The organism is Pelagibacterium lacus (assembly GCF_003345525.1).
GTDB classification, from domain to species: domain Bacteria; phylum Pseudomonadota; class Alphaproteobacteria; order Rhizobiales; family Devosiaceae; genus Pelagibacterium; species Pelagibacterium lacus.
In genome coordinates this window covers 106,623-122,001 of record NZ_QQNH01000008.1, presented here as the reverse complement: position 1 = coordinate 122,001, position 15,379 = coordinate 106,623, and the positions used below count along the sequence as shown (strand labels likewise).

At 63.4% G+C, this 15,379-nt stretch carries 15 protein-coding genes; 6 read left to right on the top strand and 9 right to left on the bottom strand.

Annotated elements, in window-relative coordinates; translation table 11 throughout:
* Nucleotides 1-3 precede the first annotated feature (3 nt).
* The gene (locus DVH29_RS08240) at nucleotides 4-1,143 is read right to left on the bottom strand and encodes an endo-1,4-beta-xylanase (protein WP_114645694.1); all 1,140 of its coding nucleotides are present in this window, start codon (nucleotides 1,141-1,143) and stop codon (nucleotides 4-6) included.
* A 173-nt stretch (nucleotides 1,144-1,316) separates the two neighbouring features.
* Between DVH29_RS08240 and DVH29_RS08235 the strand changes: the two genes are divergently transcribed.
* From DVH29_RS08235 to DVH29_RS08210, 6 genes are all read left to right on the top strand, one after another.
* Nucleotides 1,317-1,895, top strand: a complete 579-nt coding sequence (locus DVH29_RS08235) for a carbohydrate-binding domain-containing protein (RefSeq protein WP_114645693.1) — start codon at nucleotides 1,317-1,319, stop codon at nucleotides 1,893-1,895.
* Nucleotides 1,896-1,974: 79 nt separating this feature from the next.
* The gene (locus DVH29_RS08230; RefSeq protein ID WP_114645692.1) at nucleotides 1,975-2,988 is read left to right on the top strand and encodes a UDP-glucuronic acid decarboxylase family protein; all 1,014 of its coding nucleotides are present in this window, start codon (nucleotides 1,975-1,977) and stop codon (nucleotides 2,986-2,988) included.
* Nucleotides 2,989-3,040: 52 nt separating this feature from the next.
* On the top strand, nucleotides 3,041-4,423 hold the full coding sequence (locus tag DVH29_RS08225) for a UDP-glucose dehydrogenase family protein (RefSeq protein WP_114645691.1): 1,383 nt from the start codon (nucleotides 3,041-3,043) through the stop codon (nucleotides 4,421-4,423).
* 9 nt (nucleotides 4,424-4,432) lie between these two features.
* Complete coding sequence (locus DVH29_RS08220) at nucleotides 4,433-5,926, top strand: glycosyltransferase family 2 protein (protein ID WP_114645690.1); 1,494 nt, start codon at nucleotides 4,433-4,435, stop codon at nucleotides 5,924-5,926.
* Nucleotides 5,919-7,055: an NAD-dependent epimerase/dehydratase family protein gene (locus tag DVH29_RS08215; protein ID WP_114645689.1), complete on the top strand. Its 1,137-nt coding sequence runs from the start codon at nucleotides 5,919-5,921 to the stop codon at nucleotides 7,053-7,055. The genes DVH29_RS08220 and DVH29_RS08215 overlap by 8 nt, the downstream gene beginning before the upstream one ends.
* A 354-nt stretch (nucleotides 7,056-7,409) precedes the next feature.
* Nucleotides 7,410-8,048 (top strand): AfsR/SARP family transcriptional regulator, encoded by a 639-nt coding sequence (locus DVH29_RS08210; RefSeq protein WP_158541606.1) that lies wholly within the window; start codon nucleotides 7,410-7,412, stop codon nucleotides 8,046-8,048.
* A 31-nt stretch (nucleotides 8,049-8,079) separates the two neighbouring features.
* Here the strand turns inward: DVH29_RS08210 and DVH29_RS08205 are convergent, their stop codons facing one another.
* The 8 genes from DVH29_RS08205 to DVH29_RS08170 all read right to left on the bottom strand — a co-directional run bounded on the left by DVH29_RS08205 (nucleotide 8,080) and on the right by DVH29_RS08170 (nucleotide 15,276).
* The gene (locus DVH29_RS08205; protein ID WP_114645687.1) at nucleotides 8,080-8,424 is read right to left on the bottom strand and encodes a hypothetical protein; all 345 of its coding nucleotides are present in this window, start codon (nucleotides 8,422-8,424) and stop codon (nucleotides 8,080-8,082) included.
* Between the two features lie 78 nt (nucleotides 8,425-8,502).
* Complete coding sequence (mnhG, locus tag DVH29_RS08200; protein WP_114645686.1) at nucleotides 8,503-8,874, bottom strand: monovalent cation/H(+) antiporter subunit G; 372 nt, start codon at nucleotides 8,872-8,874, stop codon at nucleotides 8,503-8,505.
* Complete coding sequence (locus DVH29_RS08195; protein ID WP_114645685.1) at nucleotides 8,871-9,152, bottom strand: K+/H+ antiporter subunit F; 282 nt, start codon at nucleotides 9,150-9,152, stop codon at nucleotides 8,871-8,873. The genes mnhG and DVH29_RS08195 overlap by 4 nt, the downstream gene beginning before the upstream one ends.
* Nucleotides 9,149-9,634 carry a Na+/H+ antiporter subunit E gene (locus DVH29_RS08190; RefSeq protein ID WP_114645684.1) on the bottom strand — a complete coding sequence of 162 codons (486 nt, stop codon included), beginning with the start codon at nucleotides 9,632-9,634 and terminating at the stop codon, nucleotides 9,149-9,151. Before DVH29_RS08190 ends, DVH29_RS08195 begins: the two co-directional genes overlap by 4 nt.
* A complete protein-coding gene (locus DVH29_RS08185) occupies nucleotides 9,631-11,271 on the bottom strand; it encodes a monovalent cation/H+ antiporter subunit D (RefSeq protein ID WP_114645683.1) in 1,641 nt (546 codons plus the stop codon). The genes DVH29_RS08190 and DVH29_RS08185 overlap by 4 nt, the downstream gene beginning before the upstream one ends.
* On the bottom strand, nucleotides 11,268-11,612 hold the full coding sequence (locus tag DVH29_RS08180) for a Na+/H+ antiporter subunit C (RefSeq protein WP_114645682.1): 345 nt from the start codon (nucleotides 11,610-11,612) through the stop codon (nucleotides 11,268-11,270). The genes DVH29_RS08185 and DVH29_RS08180 overlap by 4 nt, the downstream gene beginning before the upstream one ends.
* Nucleotides 11,612-14,572, bottom strand: coding sequence for a monovalent cation/H+ antiporter subunit A (locus DVH29_RS08175; protein ID WP_114645681.1), 2,961 nt, complete (start codon nucleotides 14,570-14,572; stop codon nucleotides 11,612-11,614). The genes DVH29_RS08180 and DVH29_RS08175 overlap by 1 nt, the downstream gene beginning before the upstream one ends.
* 278 nt (nucleotides 14,573-14,850) lie before the next feature.
* The gene (locus DVH29_RS08170) at nucleotides 14,851-15,276 is read right to left on the bottom strand and encodes a hypothetical protein (protein ID WP_147276037.1); all 426 of its coding nucleotides are present in this window, start codon (nucleotides 15,274-15,276) and stop codon (nucleotides 14,851-14,853) included.
* Between the last annotated feature and the right edge of the window lie 103 nt (nucleotides 15,277-15,379).

The following is a 15,379-nucleotide window of genomic DNA, read 5'->3' as shown; positions in this document are numbered from 1 at the left end:
GCCTTATCCGAAGGCTTGCGACAGGGCCGTTCGCATGGGCTTGGCCTGCCAATACTGGTCGTAGAGCACACCCCGGTTCCAGGGATGACCCTGGGGCGGCTGGGCGAGCCAGGAATGCGCGTCGCTCAGCCCCCAGGTGGAGACCGAGGTCACCGCCGGGTGGGCAAGGGCGACATCGAGATAGCGTTTGACGGTTGCCGAAACCATTCTGTCCCGTTCCTCGATGGGCAGCAGGATGTCGCTTTCGCGCACGTCGAGCTCGGTGATGGCGATGTCGAGGCCCAGGCTGCCGATGGCGGAGAAAAAGGCGTCGATATCGGATTCCGAGATGGTGCCCTTGCGCAGATCGAGATGGGCCTGCACCCCGATGCCGCCCAGGGGGACCCCGCGCGACAACAGCCGTTCGGCGAGGCCGATCAGCGCCAGCCGGCGGCCGTGCTCCTCGGGGTATTCGTATTCGAGGCTGTAGTCGTTGATGAACATGCGCGCATCGGGGGCAATCTCATGGGCGAGACGGATAGCCATTTCGATGTAGTCCCTTCCATAGGCCCGCAGGAACAGATTTTCACGCAATCCGTCAGGCCCGTAGGCGTCGATCGGTTCGTTGACCACGTCCCATTCGTCGACCGCATCCTCATAGCGAGACACCACGGCCTGGATATGATTCGCGATGATGGACCAGTCCTGGGTCTCCTCGATGCGCTGTAGCGCCCAATCGGGTATGGCCTGATGCCAGAGAAGCGTATGCCCGCGCACCGCCAGCCCGTGGCGCCGGGCGAAATCGACGATCAGGTCGCAATCGGAAAAGTCGTGCTGCTCGCTGGAATAGGCCATGCTGTTCCATTTCATTTCCCATTCGGGGGTGATCGAGGAACACTCGGCGACGAAAAAGCCTGTTTCTTCCGGGGATTGTCGCAGGATGTCGGACCGGATGGCCGAGCCGAAGCGCAGGCCGCGCCGGGAGGCTGAAAATCTCAGCGCGTCATTGGCGGCGGGCGGATAGGCCTCCTGTGCCGTCTGAGCCGACCCATTCTCCTGGGCGTGAACCCCGCCGGCCAGCAGCAGGGGACTGGCCACCGAGGTGAGGCCGGCGGACAGGAACTGCCGGCGATCGAGCGTCGGAACGGTACGCGATACCTTCATGACAACTCCCCCCCTGGGTTGATGCGACAAGAGTGGCAACTGAGGGCGCGCGGAACAATTAGCTCTTTCTGTCTAGACCCATTTTGTCGGTGGCCGAGCGCCGATTTTCCAGCGAACATTTTGTTAACCACGGGCAGTATTGCCCAAGTCGAACCCAGGAAGGGAGAGCAAAAATGCGCTGGCTTCCAGTATTGTCTGCCGCCTTTATGCTTGCCGCCGCGCCGACGGCGGTTCTCGCGACGTCGAGCGTTTCCATCGCCATCGCCGGGGAAGCCTATGAGGGCGCGCCCACGTTCCAGATCAGGATGGGCGATCTGGTGATCGGGCAGGGCGTCGTCGCCAAGGCCATCGACACCGAGACCGAGGGGCGGCTGTTCGGCGCTCCGTCGCCCTTGCCCTATCTCGAGCATTTCGATTTCGAGGTCCCCGATGCCGATTTTCTGGCCGATGCGCCGATCAGCATCGTCTTGACCAATGACCGCTATCTCGACACCGGCGACGGCTATGACCGCAACCTGTTCATCCAGCAGATCGTGGTCAACGGCGTCGCGATTCCCGGAGAGCGGATCAAGATCCTCGAATATGGCTCGGTGGAAGTCGACGTGCCGATGCATATGGGGCTGCGCCCCCTCTATGGCAGCGGCCAGGTCGCCATCGTGGCGCCGCCGCCGCAAGGCTGGCCCGCTCTCGGTGCCGTCGGGGCGGTCGAGGCCATCGTGCCCCTCCCTCCGCCCCGCCCATCCGGGATGTGAATACCGATTTTCATGATCAGTCGAACGGTGCCGGGCGGTTCACCCAGGGTGGACGCCTCCTCAACCCTGGAGAAGTCTTATGCGAGAGACCGTGAACACAATCGTCCGGACAAAGCGGCAAGTCCGCCAGATCGGTGCAGGCAGGACCGCGTGCGTTGCGGGAGGAGCGGGCTTTCTGGGCTCGCATCTGTGCGAGCGGTTGCTGGCCGACGGCTATGACGTCTTCTGCCTCGACAACCTTCACACCGGCCGGATCGAGAATATCAGCGCCTTCTGGCAAACCGGGCATTTCCAGTTTCTCGAGCATGACATCATCGACTGCCTGCCGCCGGGACTGCCACGGTTCGACGAAGTCTACAACATGGCCTGCCCCGCATCGCCGGTGCATTACCAGGCCGACCGCATGCGCACGGCGCTGACCTGCGCCTGGGGCACCATGAATCTCCTCGATCGCGCCAAGGCCGACCGGGCGAAATATCTGCAGGCCTCGACCTCGGAAGTCTATGGCGACCCCGAAGTGCATCCGCAGCGCGAAACCTATGTGGGCCATGTCAATCCCATCGGCCCGCGCTCCTGCTATGACGAGGGCAAGCGCTTCGCCGAGACCTTGTGCATGGATTCCGGGGTCCGGGTGAGGATCGCGCGCATCTTCAACACCTACGGCCCGCGCATGCTGGAAAATGACGGGCGGGTCGTCTCGAACTTCATCGTGCAGGCCCTGCGGGGAGAGGACATCACCATCTATGGCGACGGACGGCAGACCCGCTCGTTCTGCTATGTGGACGACCTCATCGACGGGCTGATCGCGCTGATGCGCAGCGAGCAGCAGGTGGAGGGGCCGGTCAATATCGGCAATCCGTCCGAGATCGAGGTGGGGGAGTTGGCCTCCATCGTCGTGGCCATGGCGTCGTCCCGCTCGCGGGTGGTGCACATGCCGCGCCCGATCGACGATCCCATGCGCAGGCGGCCGGACATATCGAAGGCCTATAGCCTGTTGGGCTGGGCGCCGCAGGTCGACCTGCTGCACGGGCTGGAACGCACCATCGCCTATTTTGCATCCGTTGTCGGGCACAGCCGGCTGGTTCCGGCCTGAATGCCCCGCGTCCATTTTTAACCAATCACTCATAATCTTGAAAGGATCGGCCATGCGTATCGTGATCTTGGGCTGCGGATATGTCGGCCTGGTAACGGGAACATGCCTCGCCCATATCGGCCATGAAGTGGTGTGCGTCGACACCGATGTCGCGCGCATCTCGGCGCTGGCCGCCGGCGAAGTGCCGATCTACGAAAAGGGGCTGAAGGCATTGGTCGCAGCCAATGTTGCGCAGGGCCGCCTTTCCTTTGCGCTCGTCTTGCCCGAACTCGATTCCTCGATCGATGCGATTTTCATCGCCGTCGGAACCCCCGCCGGGGGCGATGGGAAAAGCGCGGATCTCTCTGCCCTGGCGGGAGCCGTCGAGGACATCGCGCAAGCCGCTTCAGCCTCCCCCCTGATCGTCGTCAAATCCACCGTGCCGATGGGGGTCTGCGACGCCATCGAGACCATGATGGGGCGGTTGCGCCCCGATCTTTCTGCCGAGGTGGTCTCCAACCCCGAATTCCTCAAGGAAGGACGGGCGGTGCTCGACTTCCTCGGACCGGACCGGATCGTCATCGGCACCGATGATGGCGCGCCGAACCCGGTGCTGGAAGCCATCTATGCGCCGCTCGCCGAGGCCGGGGTCCCGATCCACTGGACCGGACGGCGCAGCTCGGAACTCATCAAGCACGCCTCCAACGCCTTTCTCGCCACCAAGGTCGCCTTCATCAACGAGGTCGCCGATCTGTGCGAGAAGGGGGGAGCGGACATTCGCTCGGTCGCCAGGGGCATGGGGCTCGATGCGCGCATCGGCCCGGCCTTCCTCGAAGCCGGGCCGGGCTATGGCGGGTCGTGTTTTCCCAAGGACGGGGTCGCCCTGCTCGAAACGGCGCAGACCTATGGGGTGCGGCTGGGCATTCTGGAGCGCACCGTGGCCAGCAATCTGCAACGCCGCGGCGGGCTCGCTTCCCGCGTGGTCGAGGCCATGGACGGGTCGGTGGACGGCAAGCGCATCGGGGTGCTGGGACTGGCCTTCAAGGCGGGGACCGACGATTGCCGGGAATCGCCTGCCGTCGATCTCATCGGGGACCTGATTGCGCTGGGTGCGCGGGTGGTCGCCTGCGATCCCAAGGCCATGCCCTACGGCCATCCGGCCCTCAATAGCCTGGCGCTGGCGCTCGATCCCTATGATTGCGCCCAGGGGTGCGATTGCCTGGTCCTCGCCACCGCCTGGCCGCAGTTTTCCCGGCTCGATCCGTTCCGTCTCGCCCAGATGATGACCGGCCGGACCATCGTCGACCTGCGCAATGGCCTCGACGTGACCGGCTTTGCCACCGCCGGCTTTGCCATCCACGGGGTGGGGCGCCGTCCCGACAGCGCCCATCGTCCCGCAACGCGGTCTCCCGCCTGGCACGCCGCCGGCGAACCCCAGCTTTCCGCGGCGCAGTGAGGCCGGATCATGGACGTCGCTTCGCTCTCGGAGATGCTGGTCATCGGCTTTGCGATCATCCAGATCGGCTATTGCGCGACGCTCTCGGTGACGCTGTACCTGCGTTCGCTGCCGGTGGATTGGGTGGACGAATCCGAGCGGGTGCCCGATGAGGAGGTGCCGTTCATCGTCCTGTTCTACCCCGTGCTGCGTGAAGCCGAAGAGACGATGCGGACCACCTTCCTCACCATCGAGCGGCTCGATTATCCGAAGAACAAATATCGCGTGGTGGCCATCCCCAATGCCGACGACCTGGAAACCGTGGCGTCGCTTCTGCGGCTGAAACAGCGCTTCGATTTCCTCCAGGTGTTGCAGGTTCCGCCGACCGGCGATGACTCCTGGGAGGTGGTGTGGAATGCGTGGGACGCAACGGACAAGGCCTATTGGTGGCACCGGGGCGCGCGGGCGGGCGAAAAGGCCCTGCCGCCCAAGAAGACGCGGCAGCTCGTCTATGCCTTTTATACGATAAACGAAGCGCTTTCCGAGCTTCCCGATTTCCTGGTCGATTATATCGACGCCGACAGTTGCCCGCCGCCCGACCATTTCCGGGCCGCCGCGGCCGGCATCCGCCAGTTCGACGTGCTTCAGGCCCAGAACATTGCCGGAAACTGCCTCGATGGCTGGGCGGCCAGCATGCATTCCTTCGATCACATGGCCTGGGACGGCTATCTCTATCCCCATCTGTCGGCTAATGGGCGCCAGCCTTTCTGGGTGCTGGGCAAGGGGCTGTTCTTCAAGGCGTCCGACCTCGTGGCGCTGGGGGGCTTCAACCCGTGGATGACCATCGAGGACCCCGAGGTGGGGATGCGCTTCTGGGCCAATGGCAAGCGGATCGGCATCATCGCCAGCCCGCTGGTGGAAGAGGTGCCGGCGACGTTTTCGCACGGCATCACCCAACGCAAGCGGTGGGTGGCGGGGTTTTTCCAGAGCCTGAGCACCGTCCCGCTCACCGAAATGGGCATGAATGGCTGGCAGCGGGCGCGCGCCAGACTCAATTTCGTGCCCTGCCTTTCCCTGTGTCTCAACCCGATCGGCATCGTGCTGGGCGTTTACGTCAGCATCCAGTTCGCTTTGGGCCAGTCGCCGGTTCCCGCCCCGCTGGCCGTACTGGGCCTCGTCAATATCGCCGTCTTTCTGGTGGTGATCGCCATGGTCTACCGCTCGACCTGGCGGCGGGCCGCGCAGATCCTGCCCAACCCCTTGCTGCGGGCTCTCTACCTGATCCGGGTCAACCCCCTGTTCCTCATGGCGTGGTGGACGCTGTGGTGCGTCCCGCTCTGGATCGGGTTGATGATGTATCTGCGCGACGGCGGCCTGACTTGGGAGCGCACGATCAAGAACGACGCCAATCATGTGCTGGTGCGCAAGCGGCTTGCCCAGACCGGCGCGGCAGGCGCCGACATCATCGCCTTTCCCGCGCCGCAACCGGCCATCGAAAAACGAAAGGAAATCTCCAATGGGTGACCATTTCCTCATCACCGGGGGCGCCGGCTTCATCGGTTCGCACCTGACCGATACCTTGATTGCCGCCGGGCACAGGGTCACCGTCCTCGACTGCCTGCTCGAGCAGGTGCATGCGGGGGCCGAGCGCGATGCGGAGGGCTGGCCGCTTTATCTCAACCCCAGGGCGGGGCGGATCAAGGGCGACCTGCTCGATGACGGGGTTTTCGAGAACGCCCTGGGGCAGGGGATCACGCATCTGATTCATCTGGCCGCCTCGGTGGGGGTCGGGCAGTCGATGACCAATATCGTCGATTACACCCGCAACAACACCATGGCGGCGGCCATCATCCTGCAAGCCCTCTCGCATGGCCATCATACGGTGCGCCGGGTGGCGGTCGCGTCCTCCATGTCGATCTATGGGGAAGGCGAATACCGCACCCCGGGCGGCGCGATGGCGGCACCGGCCATGCGCAGCCTCGACGATCTGCGCCGGCATCATTGGGAGCTCGAGCAGGCGGGCGAAGCCCTGGCGCCGATGCCGACGCGGGAAAGCAAACCCCTGATGCCCGCCTCGATCTACGCCATCAACAAGCGGGACCATGAGGAAATGTTCCTCTCGGTGGGCCGGGCGCTCGGCATACCGACCATTGCCCTGCGGCTGTTCAATGCCTATGGCTCGCGGCAGGCGCTGAGCAATCCCTATACCGGGGTTGCGGCCATCTTCATCTCGCGCCTCCTGAATGACCAGCCGCCTTTGGTTTTCGAGGACGGGCGGCAGATGCGCGACTTCGTGCATGTGGGCGATGTGGCCGATGCCTTCGCCACGGTGATCACGTCGGATTCCGAAGTGTGGGACGCCTATAATGTGGGGAGCGGCAAGGCGATTTCGGTCAATGACATGGCCCACAGCCTGGCGCGGCTGCTGCGCAAGAACCTGGCGCCGCAGGTGCTCGACAAATATCGCGTGGGCGATATCCGGCACTGCTTTGCCGATACGTCCAAGCTGCAGCAGGGGTTCGGTTTCCGTCCCCGGCGCGACTTCGACCGGGGGATGGAGGAACTCGTCGAATGGGTCAGTTCCCAGGCCCGGCCCTCGGACAGGGCGGGCGATTGCTTCAAGGAGCTCGAGCGCAGCCGGCTGGTCGTTTGAGCCGGAAAATCCATAATACTTGCTCTTTTGAGGCAATTATGCTTTTTTAACGCTATTATCGGCGCCCGTCCAAATGCGGTTTTTGAAAAAATGCGCCTTCGAAAAGCCTTTCTGCGTTGATTGCTGATGTTGTGTTTTTGATAAATCCTCGATAGTTCGCCCGTGAGATTCCAGAAAACAGACCTTTAATTGAAGGATTTATGAGGACCTAGAAACCTTTCCTAATAGAGCGAATACATTATGGGTAATGTTCAGCGTAGTTCGGACGTATTCGTCAATACGATGGGATCCTACAGTCTCAAGGTCGGTGGGCAGGTTCAGAGCGGAATTCCCCTCAGTTTCTTCAAAATAGCCGTGTACATTCTTCTGGCCGTGCCGGGGCACGTGGTGTCGCGGGACTTCATCAGATATTTGCTGTGGCCCGAGGTCACCGACCGCGACAAGGCGGCGGCGGATCTGCGGCAATCGCTCATGAGAATCCGGCGCGTGCAGGACAAGTTCGGCTTTCGCCTCATCGAGAGCAATGTCAGCTCGATCTATCTCGTCGAGGACGAGAGCGTGCACTGGGACCTGCGCGATCTGCTCGCCGACATGAAAAGTTCCGGGGTCAACCAGCCTGTCCGGTATTCGGGAGAGTTGCTGGCCGATCTGCCCTATTCGGGCAGCGAGTTCGAGGACTGGCTGTCCGAGCAGCGTCAGGCGCTGCGGAGTCAGGTCATCGAGTTCCTGAGCCTTGCCATCGGCATCGAGCACAACACCCGCCCCGAACTGCGCTATGACCACGCCCGCGACCTGCTGCGCATCGACCCGTGCAACGAGGAAGCCTATCGGCTGCTGATGATCAAGGCGGCGTCGAACCGCGATCTGGCCCAGCTCGAATATCTCTACAAGAAGTGCGAGCACTATCTCGAAACCGATCTCGGCATCGGGGTCTCGCTCGAAACGCGCATGCTCCACAAGGGGCTGATCAAGGCGATGACGCTGGAAAACTGATCATCGTGAACCCGTGCACGCGCACAAGGCCTTATATGGCGCTACAGTCGCCCACAAGCCGCCGCACAACCATGATTCTTCCCTCGAAATGCGCCTCGGCGACGACGCAACCGCCCTCTTCGAAGGCCGCCTCGATCCGGCTGCGGTCGGCCGCGCTGGCGCGGAGCGGGGGCGGCTGGTTCTGGTCGAACCGCGACAGCGGCCAGCCGCGGCTGCCATCCCTTTCGATGGGAAATATCCCCGTCCAGGGGCAGGGTGGCCGGTAGCAGAAAATGCCCGTATTGCCGAGGCCCCAGAAGGTTTCGCCCTCTGCCGGAAGCGGCAGGGGTTCGGACAGACAGGCGGCGAGGACGAGGGCGGTGACGGTGCGTATCATGACGGTTTCTTTCGTAAAAACAACACGATCATGAGACGGTGCGGTGCGGGGCAAGTTTGGCCCGCACCGCGAAAAAAGCTATTCCCCCGGCGTGGGGGGCGGGTCCTTGGGATGCAAATTGGGCAGCGGCACGGTCTCGTCGCCTTCGGAGCGGTCGCGATGGAGGGCCGCGCGGGACAGCAGCATGAGGGTCACCGGCGTCGTCACGATGATGAACACCACCAGCAGGATTTCATGGAGAACTGGCCGACCCTGGATGAGGGTGAAATAAAGCGCCGAGGCCAGGACGATGCCGACCATCCCGAAGCTCGTCCCCAGGGTCGGGGCGTGAATGCGGGCATAAAAACTCGGGAAACGCAGCATGCCGATGCAGCCGAGAAGGGTGAGCGTGGCGCCGCCGATGACCAGGATGGCGAAGGCGATGCTGCCCCAGAGTGGTAGGTCGCTCATTCGATCACCTCGCCGCGCATGAGGAATTTGGCCAGGGCCACGGTGCTGACAAAGCCCAGCATGCCGATGACCAGCGCCACCTCGAAGAAGATCGATGTGCCGATGCGAATGCTCACCGTGACGAGCATGAGCATGCCCACGACATAGAACGCGTCGAGAGCCAGCACGCGATCCTGGGCGCGCGGGCCGCTGACCATCCGCCAGACGGTGCAAAGCATTGCTATGCCAAGCAAAATCTGGGCAAGGAACAGGGAATATTCGACTATCGCTAAGGTCATTCGAAAATCTCTATCAGCCGGCGTTCATAGCGGTTGGTGATGATGTCGACCCATTCGTCCACGTCGATGAGGTCGAGGACGTGCACCAGCAGATCGCCGGTCTCCTCGTCGAACTCGACCCAAACCGTGCCCGGCGTGGCCGTGATGATCATGGCGAGGAAAGCCAGGATCGTGCGGTTGCGGGTGGTGAGCGGCACATGCATGAAACCGGCCGATTGCGGGCCGCGCGGCGACATGGCCAGCCAGGCGACGGCGGCGTTGGAGCGAGCGATGTCGATGATGACCACGACGATGAGGGTCAGCAGAACCCATGGCCTGCGTACGATGAGCCCGTCCAGTTCCAGCCTGGCGGTGATGAAGCTGGCACCGAATCCGATAAGGAGGCCGAGGACGATCTGTCCCGCCGAGATCTGCTGCTGCAGGATCAGCCAGAGCAACGCCAGGCCGAACATCAGCACGGGATGGGGGAAGATGCGTCTCATGGGTAGACCCCCCGTCCCGGATAGGGCACCGGCATCGCCGATGTGACGCCCTGGATATAGGCCACGGGATTGTGAAGTTCGGTCGCGGCATCCTGGAAGTAGAGCATGGCCGGGCCGGCGAACACCGTGAGGAGAATGCAGGCCGAGATCAGGATGGTGATGGGCACGATTTCGACGACCCCGATGCTGGGGGCCATGTCTTCGCGCGTCGCCCAGAAGGTGTTGATGCCGCCGCGCAGCATGGCGATCAGCACCGCCAGCCCCGACAGGATGATCAGGGCCACCGCACTCCAGTCCGCGCCGGCGATCTGCGAGCCGGCCCCTTCGGTATGCACGCCGATGATCCCGGTCATGATGGCGAATTTGGCGATGAAGCCGGACAGGGGCGGCATGCCGGCGAGCAGAAGCGCGCAGACGATGAAGCTGATGCCGAGGATAGCCAGCTTGGCGGGGATGGGCATGCCCACTTCCTGGTCGTCCGGCAGGGCTTCTTCATCTTCGAAGCCATAGGCCTCCATGGTTACGGCGAGGACGTCGGCGCCCGCCATCCTGCCGCGCTCGATTAGCTCGACCAGCATGAACAGGGCGGCCAGCGCGAAGGTCGAACCGATGAGGTAGTAGAACGCCCCGGCGGCGACATAGATGCCGCCAATGCCGATGGCGACCAGCATGGTGCCTGAGGAGACGATCACCGCATAGGCGGTGAGGCGGGGAAGGGCCTGGGAGGCCAGAACGCCGATCGAGCCGAAAATCAGCGTTGCACCCCCGCCCAGCAGCAGCCAATTCTGCGCAAGGCCTGCCGAGGGCCCGGTATCGAGACCGAACACCAGAAGGGAGAGGCGCCAGACGATATAGATGCCGACCTTGGTCAGAATGGCAAAGAGAGCGGCAACCGGAGAAACGGCGGCCGAATAGGCGGCGGGAAGCCAGAAACACAGCGGCCACATGCCCGCCTTGATCAGGAAGGCCATGCCCAGAACTGCTGCGCCGACTTCAAGCAGGGTGCGGTCGGCATCGGCCACTTCGGGAACTCGCAGGGCGAGTTCGGCCATGTTGAGCGTGCCGGTCACGCCGTAGATGAGGCTCACCCCGATGAGGAAGATCGACGAGGCCACAAGGTTGATGGCGATGTAGTGCAGTCCGGAGCGAACCTTGGAGATCGTCGCCCCATGCAGCAGCAGGCCATAGGAGGCGGCCAGCATGATCTCGAAGAAGACGAAGAGGTTGAAAAGGTCTCCGGTCAGAAAGGCACCATTGACGCCCATGACCAGCAGCAGGAACAGGGTGTGGAAATGCGGCCCAGCCCGGTTCCAGCGCGCGGCGGCGAATAGCATGGCGCAGATGGCGAGGATGGTGGTCAGAGTCACCATGATTGCCGCGGTGCGGTCGGCCACCAGCACGATGCCGAAAATCGGCGACCAGTTGCCGAGGAGATAGACCCCGACCCAGCCGCCATCGCCGTCCGAGCTGGTGAGGACCAGCAGGGTGACGGCAACGGCAAGCTGGACGAGTAGGGTTGCGATGACCGCAACCGCCTTGCCGGTGCGCCGCTGATCCCGCACGAACAGCATCGCGGCGCCGACCAGCAGCGGCAGCAGGATGGGGATGATGATCAGATGCTCGAGAGCAAGGTTCATTGGCCGGGCTCCCGTCCGTCGACATGGTCGGTGCCGGTCATGCCGCGCGACACGATCAGAACCACGAGAAATAATGCGGTCATGGCGAAACCGATCACGATGGCGGTGAGCACAAGGGCCTGGGGCAGGGGATCGGTATAGGCCGAGACGTCCATGGGATTATTGGGATCGATCACCGGGGGCAGGCCGGTGCCCAGCCGGCCCATGGAGAAAATGAACAGGTTCACCGCATAGGAGACCAGCGAAAGACCGATGATCACCTGGAAGCTGCGCGGGCGCAGGATCAGCCACACGCCCGAGCCGGCCAGAACACCGATGCCGATTGCGAGTATGAGTTCCATCAGGCGTCTCCCTGCGGGGCCATGGCCGGTTGCTGTTGTGGTTCGTCGGCGTCCTCCACATCGTCATCGCCCGGCCGCTTCTTGGGTTTTCGCACCGATTGGTGGGCGATGGCGATCAGCATCAGCACCGTCGCGCCGACGACGAGCGCAAAGACACCGAGGTCGAACAACAGCGCGGACGCGGTCGGCACCCGCCCGACGATCGGCAGCTCGGTGTATTGGAAGAAGCTGGTGAGGAACGGATAACCGAACACCCAGGACCCCAGGCCGGTCAGGGCGGCGATCAGGAGTCCCGAGCCGATCCAGCGGACGGGCAGAACCCGCAGGCGCTCCTCGACCCAGCGCGTGCCGCCCGCCATATATTGGAGCAGGAAGGCGATCGACATGGCTATGCCGGCCGCGAACCCGCCGCCGGGCGCGTCGTGGCCCCGGAAGAACAGATAGGCGGCAAGCACCACGATTACCGGGAACATCCAGTGCATGATGATCGAGGAGACCGGCATGTAGCGGCGCGGTCCATCGACTTCGGGGTCGTCCTCGCGGCCGAAATATTCCATGAGGAGCCGCTGTTGTTCCGGGCGCTCCATGCTTTCGGGGGCCGGGCGGAAGCGGCGGAGCAGGGCAAAGACCGACAGGGCGACGATACCCAGGACGACGATCTCGCCAAAGGTGTCGAAGCCACGGAAATCGACGAGGATGACATTGACCACATTGCGCCCGCCGCCCTCGGGATAGGCCAGCTCCAGGAAATAGGTGGCCATGGTGTCGGCAAGGCTGCGGGTCATCACGAAATAGGCGATGAGGGTCATCGAAATGCCGACCGCCGCAGCGATGACCAGATCGCGCGCCCGGCGGATTTTCACCGAGAGCGGCAGGTGGTCGGTTCCGTAGATGTCGGGCTCGCGCTTGGGCATCCAGCGCAGGCCGAGCAGGATCAAGACGGTGGTGACGATCTCGACCAGAAGCTGGGTGATCGCCAGGTCGGGCGCCGAGAACCAAACAAAGGTCAGAACCGTCACGAGGCCAGCGCCGCTCATGAGGACCAGCGCGACGAGGCGGTGGAACTTGGCCTGATGCGCGGCCCCGATGGCGCAGGCGATGCCGGCGATCCAGATCAGGGTGAACACCGGATCGGGCACCACGGAGGGGAAGGTGAACCGGCTCATGTCCGAACGCAGCACGACCGCGATGCCGGCGATGAGGACGACGATGAGAACCACGCCGATCTGGCTTTGCAGGCGCCGGGTTCCCAGGATCTTTTCCAGCCGGCCGGCCAGCCGCCAGGATATGGCGACCATGATCCGCTCGAATATGCGCTGGCCCTGGAGCATCCGCATGATGGGCGGGCCCTCGACGCTGCGGGCATAGTTGCGGATCAGCAGCCAGACGATGATGCCGCCGATCAGTGCCGTGAGGCTCATGATGAGGGGGGTGTTGAAGCCGTGCCAGACCGACAGGCTGTAGTAGGGCGTTTCATCGCCCAGCACCGCGAGCACCGCAGTGGCTAGGAAGGGGCCGATGGTGATGCCGGGAATGATGCCGACCACGAGGCAGATCAGCACCAGGAACTCGACCGGCCAGCGCATCCAGCGCGGCGGCTCCTTGGGCTCCTTGTCGAGCCCTTCGGGATCGGGGCCGAAAAAGGTTTCGACGATGAAACGCACCGAATAGACTACGCTGAACAGGCCAGCCAGCGTCGCTACATAGGGGAGGGCGCGGTCGAGCAGCGTGCCGGTATGGGTCTCGACGGTCTCGGCGAAGAACATTTCCTTGGAGAGGAAGCCATTGAGCAGCGGGACACCCGCCATGGCCGCGCTCGCCACCATGGCGGCGGTGGCGGTGATCGGCATGAAGCGGAACAGGCCCGAGAGCCGGCGCAGATCGCGGGTGCCGGTCTCGTGGTCGATGATGCCGGCGGCCATGAACAGGGAGGCCTTGAAGGTGGCGTGGTTGACGATGTGAAAGATCGCGGCGACACAGGCCAGAGGGCTCGACATGCCGAGCAGAAGGGTGATCAGCCCCAGATGGCTGATGGTCGAATAGGCGAGCAGGCCCTTGAGGTCCTGCTGGAAGATGGCGGCATAGGCCCCGAGCACCAGGGTGATCAGTCCGGCCGTGCCGACGATCCAGAACCACAGGGTGGTTCCGGCCATGACCGGCCAGAGGAGGACCAGGAGGAACACGCCGAGTTTGACCATGGTGGCCGAGTGCAGATAGGCCGACACGGGCGTCGGCGCGGCCATGGCATTGGGGAGCCAGAAGTGGAAGGGGAATTGCGCGCTTTTGGTGAGCGCCCCGAGGAGGATCAACGCCAGCGCGATATCGTAGAGCCCGTCATCCTGGATGGCCCCACGCGAGGCGAGGATGACGTCGAGCTCGTAGCTCCCCGCGATATGGCCCAGCAGCAGCATGCCGGCCATCAGCGCCAGCCCGCCGGTGGCGGTGATGGTCAGGGCCATGCGCGCGCCATCGCGGGCGGCGGCGTTGTGATACCAATAGCCGATGAGGAGGAAGGAAAAGAGGCTGGTGATTTCCCAGAAGACGACGAGTTGGATCACATTGCCCGAAAGGACCACGCCCAGCATGGCGCCCATGAAGGCGAGCAGGAAGGAGAAGAACCGGCGCACGGGATCGTTGGGCGACATGTAGTAGCGCGCGTAGAGCACGACCAGCGTGCCGATTCCGGTCACCAGCACGGCAAACAGCCAGGTGAAGCCATCCATGCGGAAAATGAGATCGAGACCGATGCTTGGGGCCCAGGCGACCTTGAGGGACAGCACCTTGCCGTCGACCACCTGGGGATAGAGTGCTACGGCGATGATCGTCTGGACGATTGCGATGCCGAGCGCCACCCAGCCTGACCGTTCCCGGTCGCTTCTGCTCAGGCCCAGAGCCAAGGCCGCAACAAAGGGCAAGGCAACCAGCAGAAGGGGGAAGAACGAGGGGTCGGGAAAGGCCATGATAGCGGTTTGAACCTATGCGTTCGAAGGGACTGATCAGCCCGCAGCGGCTCGGGGGTCTGCGGAGCGGTGAGGTAGCCGGACGGCGGCACCGGAGGCCGGCTCGCCGCTGAATTTTTACGATAATCCAGTCAATCGCAATCTGTCCTCCTCTGGAAGGGCAAATCGGACTATCGTTTCTTTACGATAGAAAAACTGACAATGGGTGAAACTTTGCAAAAAAACGACATGGGGAAAGCCGGTTCGGGCATATGTCTCATGCTTTGCGGCAGGACGTTTCACACCAGGGGCGGTGCTCGAGGGCTTTTGCAGGCCGCAAGTGGATTGCTCCGATCGGCAGCCGCGCAGGGCGCGTAGCTCAGGCGTGCTTGCGTGCTTCCGGCGCGCTCGAGGTCTGCCGCGACGGGATCCAGCGCCGCGAACAGGGCATCCGGGCCCCATATATCGGCGCGCGTCGCCACGGCCTGACGGACCGGCTGAAGGCGGAGGTGGTCGGGTTCGGCCTCGCCGAGAGGGTCGGCCAGAAGAGAATCGGCGGCGGGGAACGGGTCCAATTCGCTCAGTGGCGGCAGGGTGTCCGGAGAGACGACCCGTTGAACGAAAAGGCAGGCAAGAAGGGCAAAAAGGGCAAACGCCCTCATGCGACAGACATTCGTCTTCAGCCCAGTCTCCACGCGCCACTCCATGTTGATCGCGGCAACCATAAAGGGCCATGCCACCCTGCGCCAGTTCGTTTTTGCAGCGTCCAGAGATTTTGCGAAGGGTGCGGCGCAGGGCGCGCGCATTGCCGCAATGGGCAATTGGGCT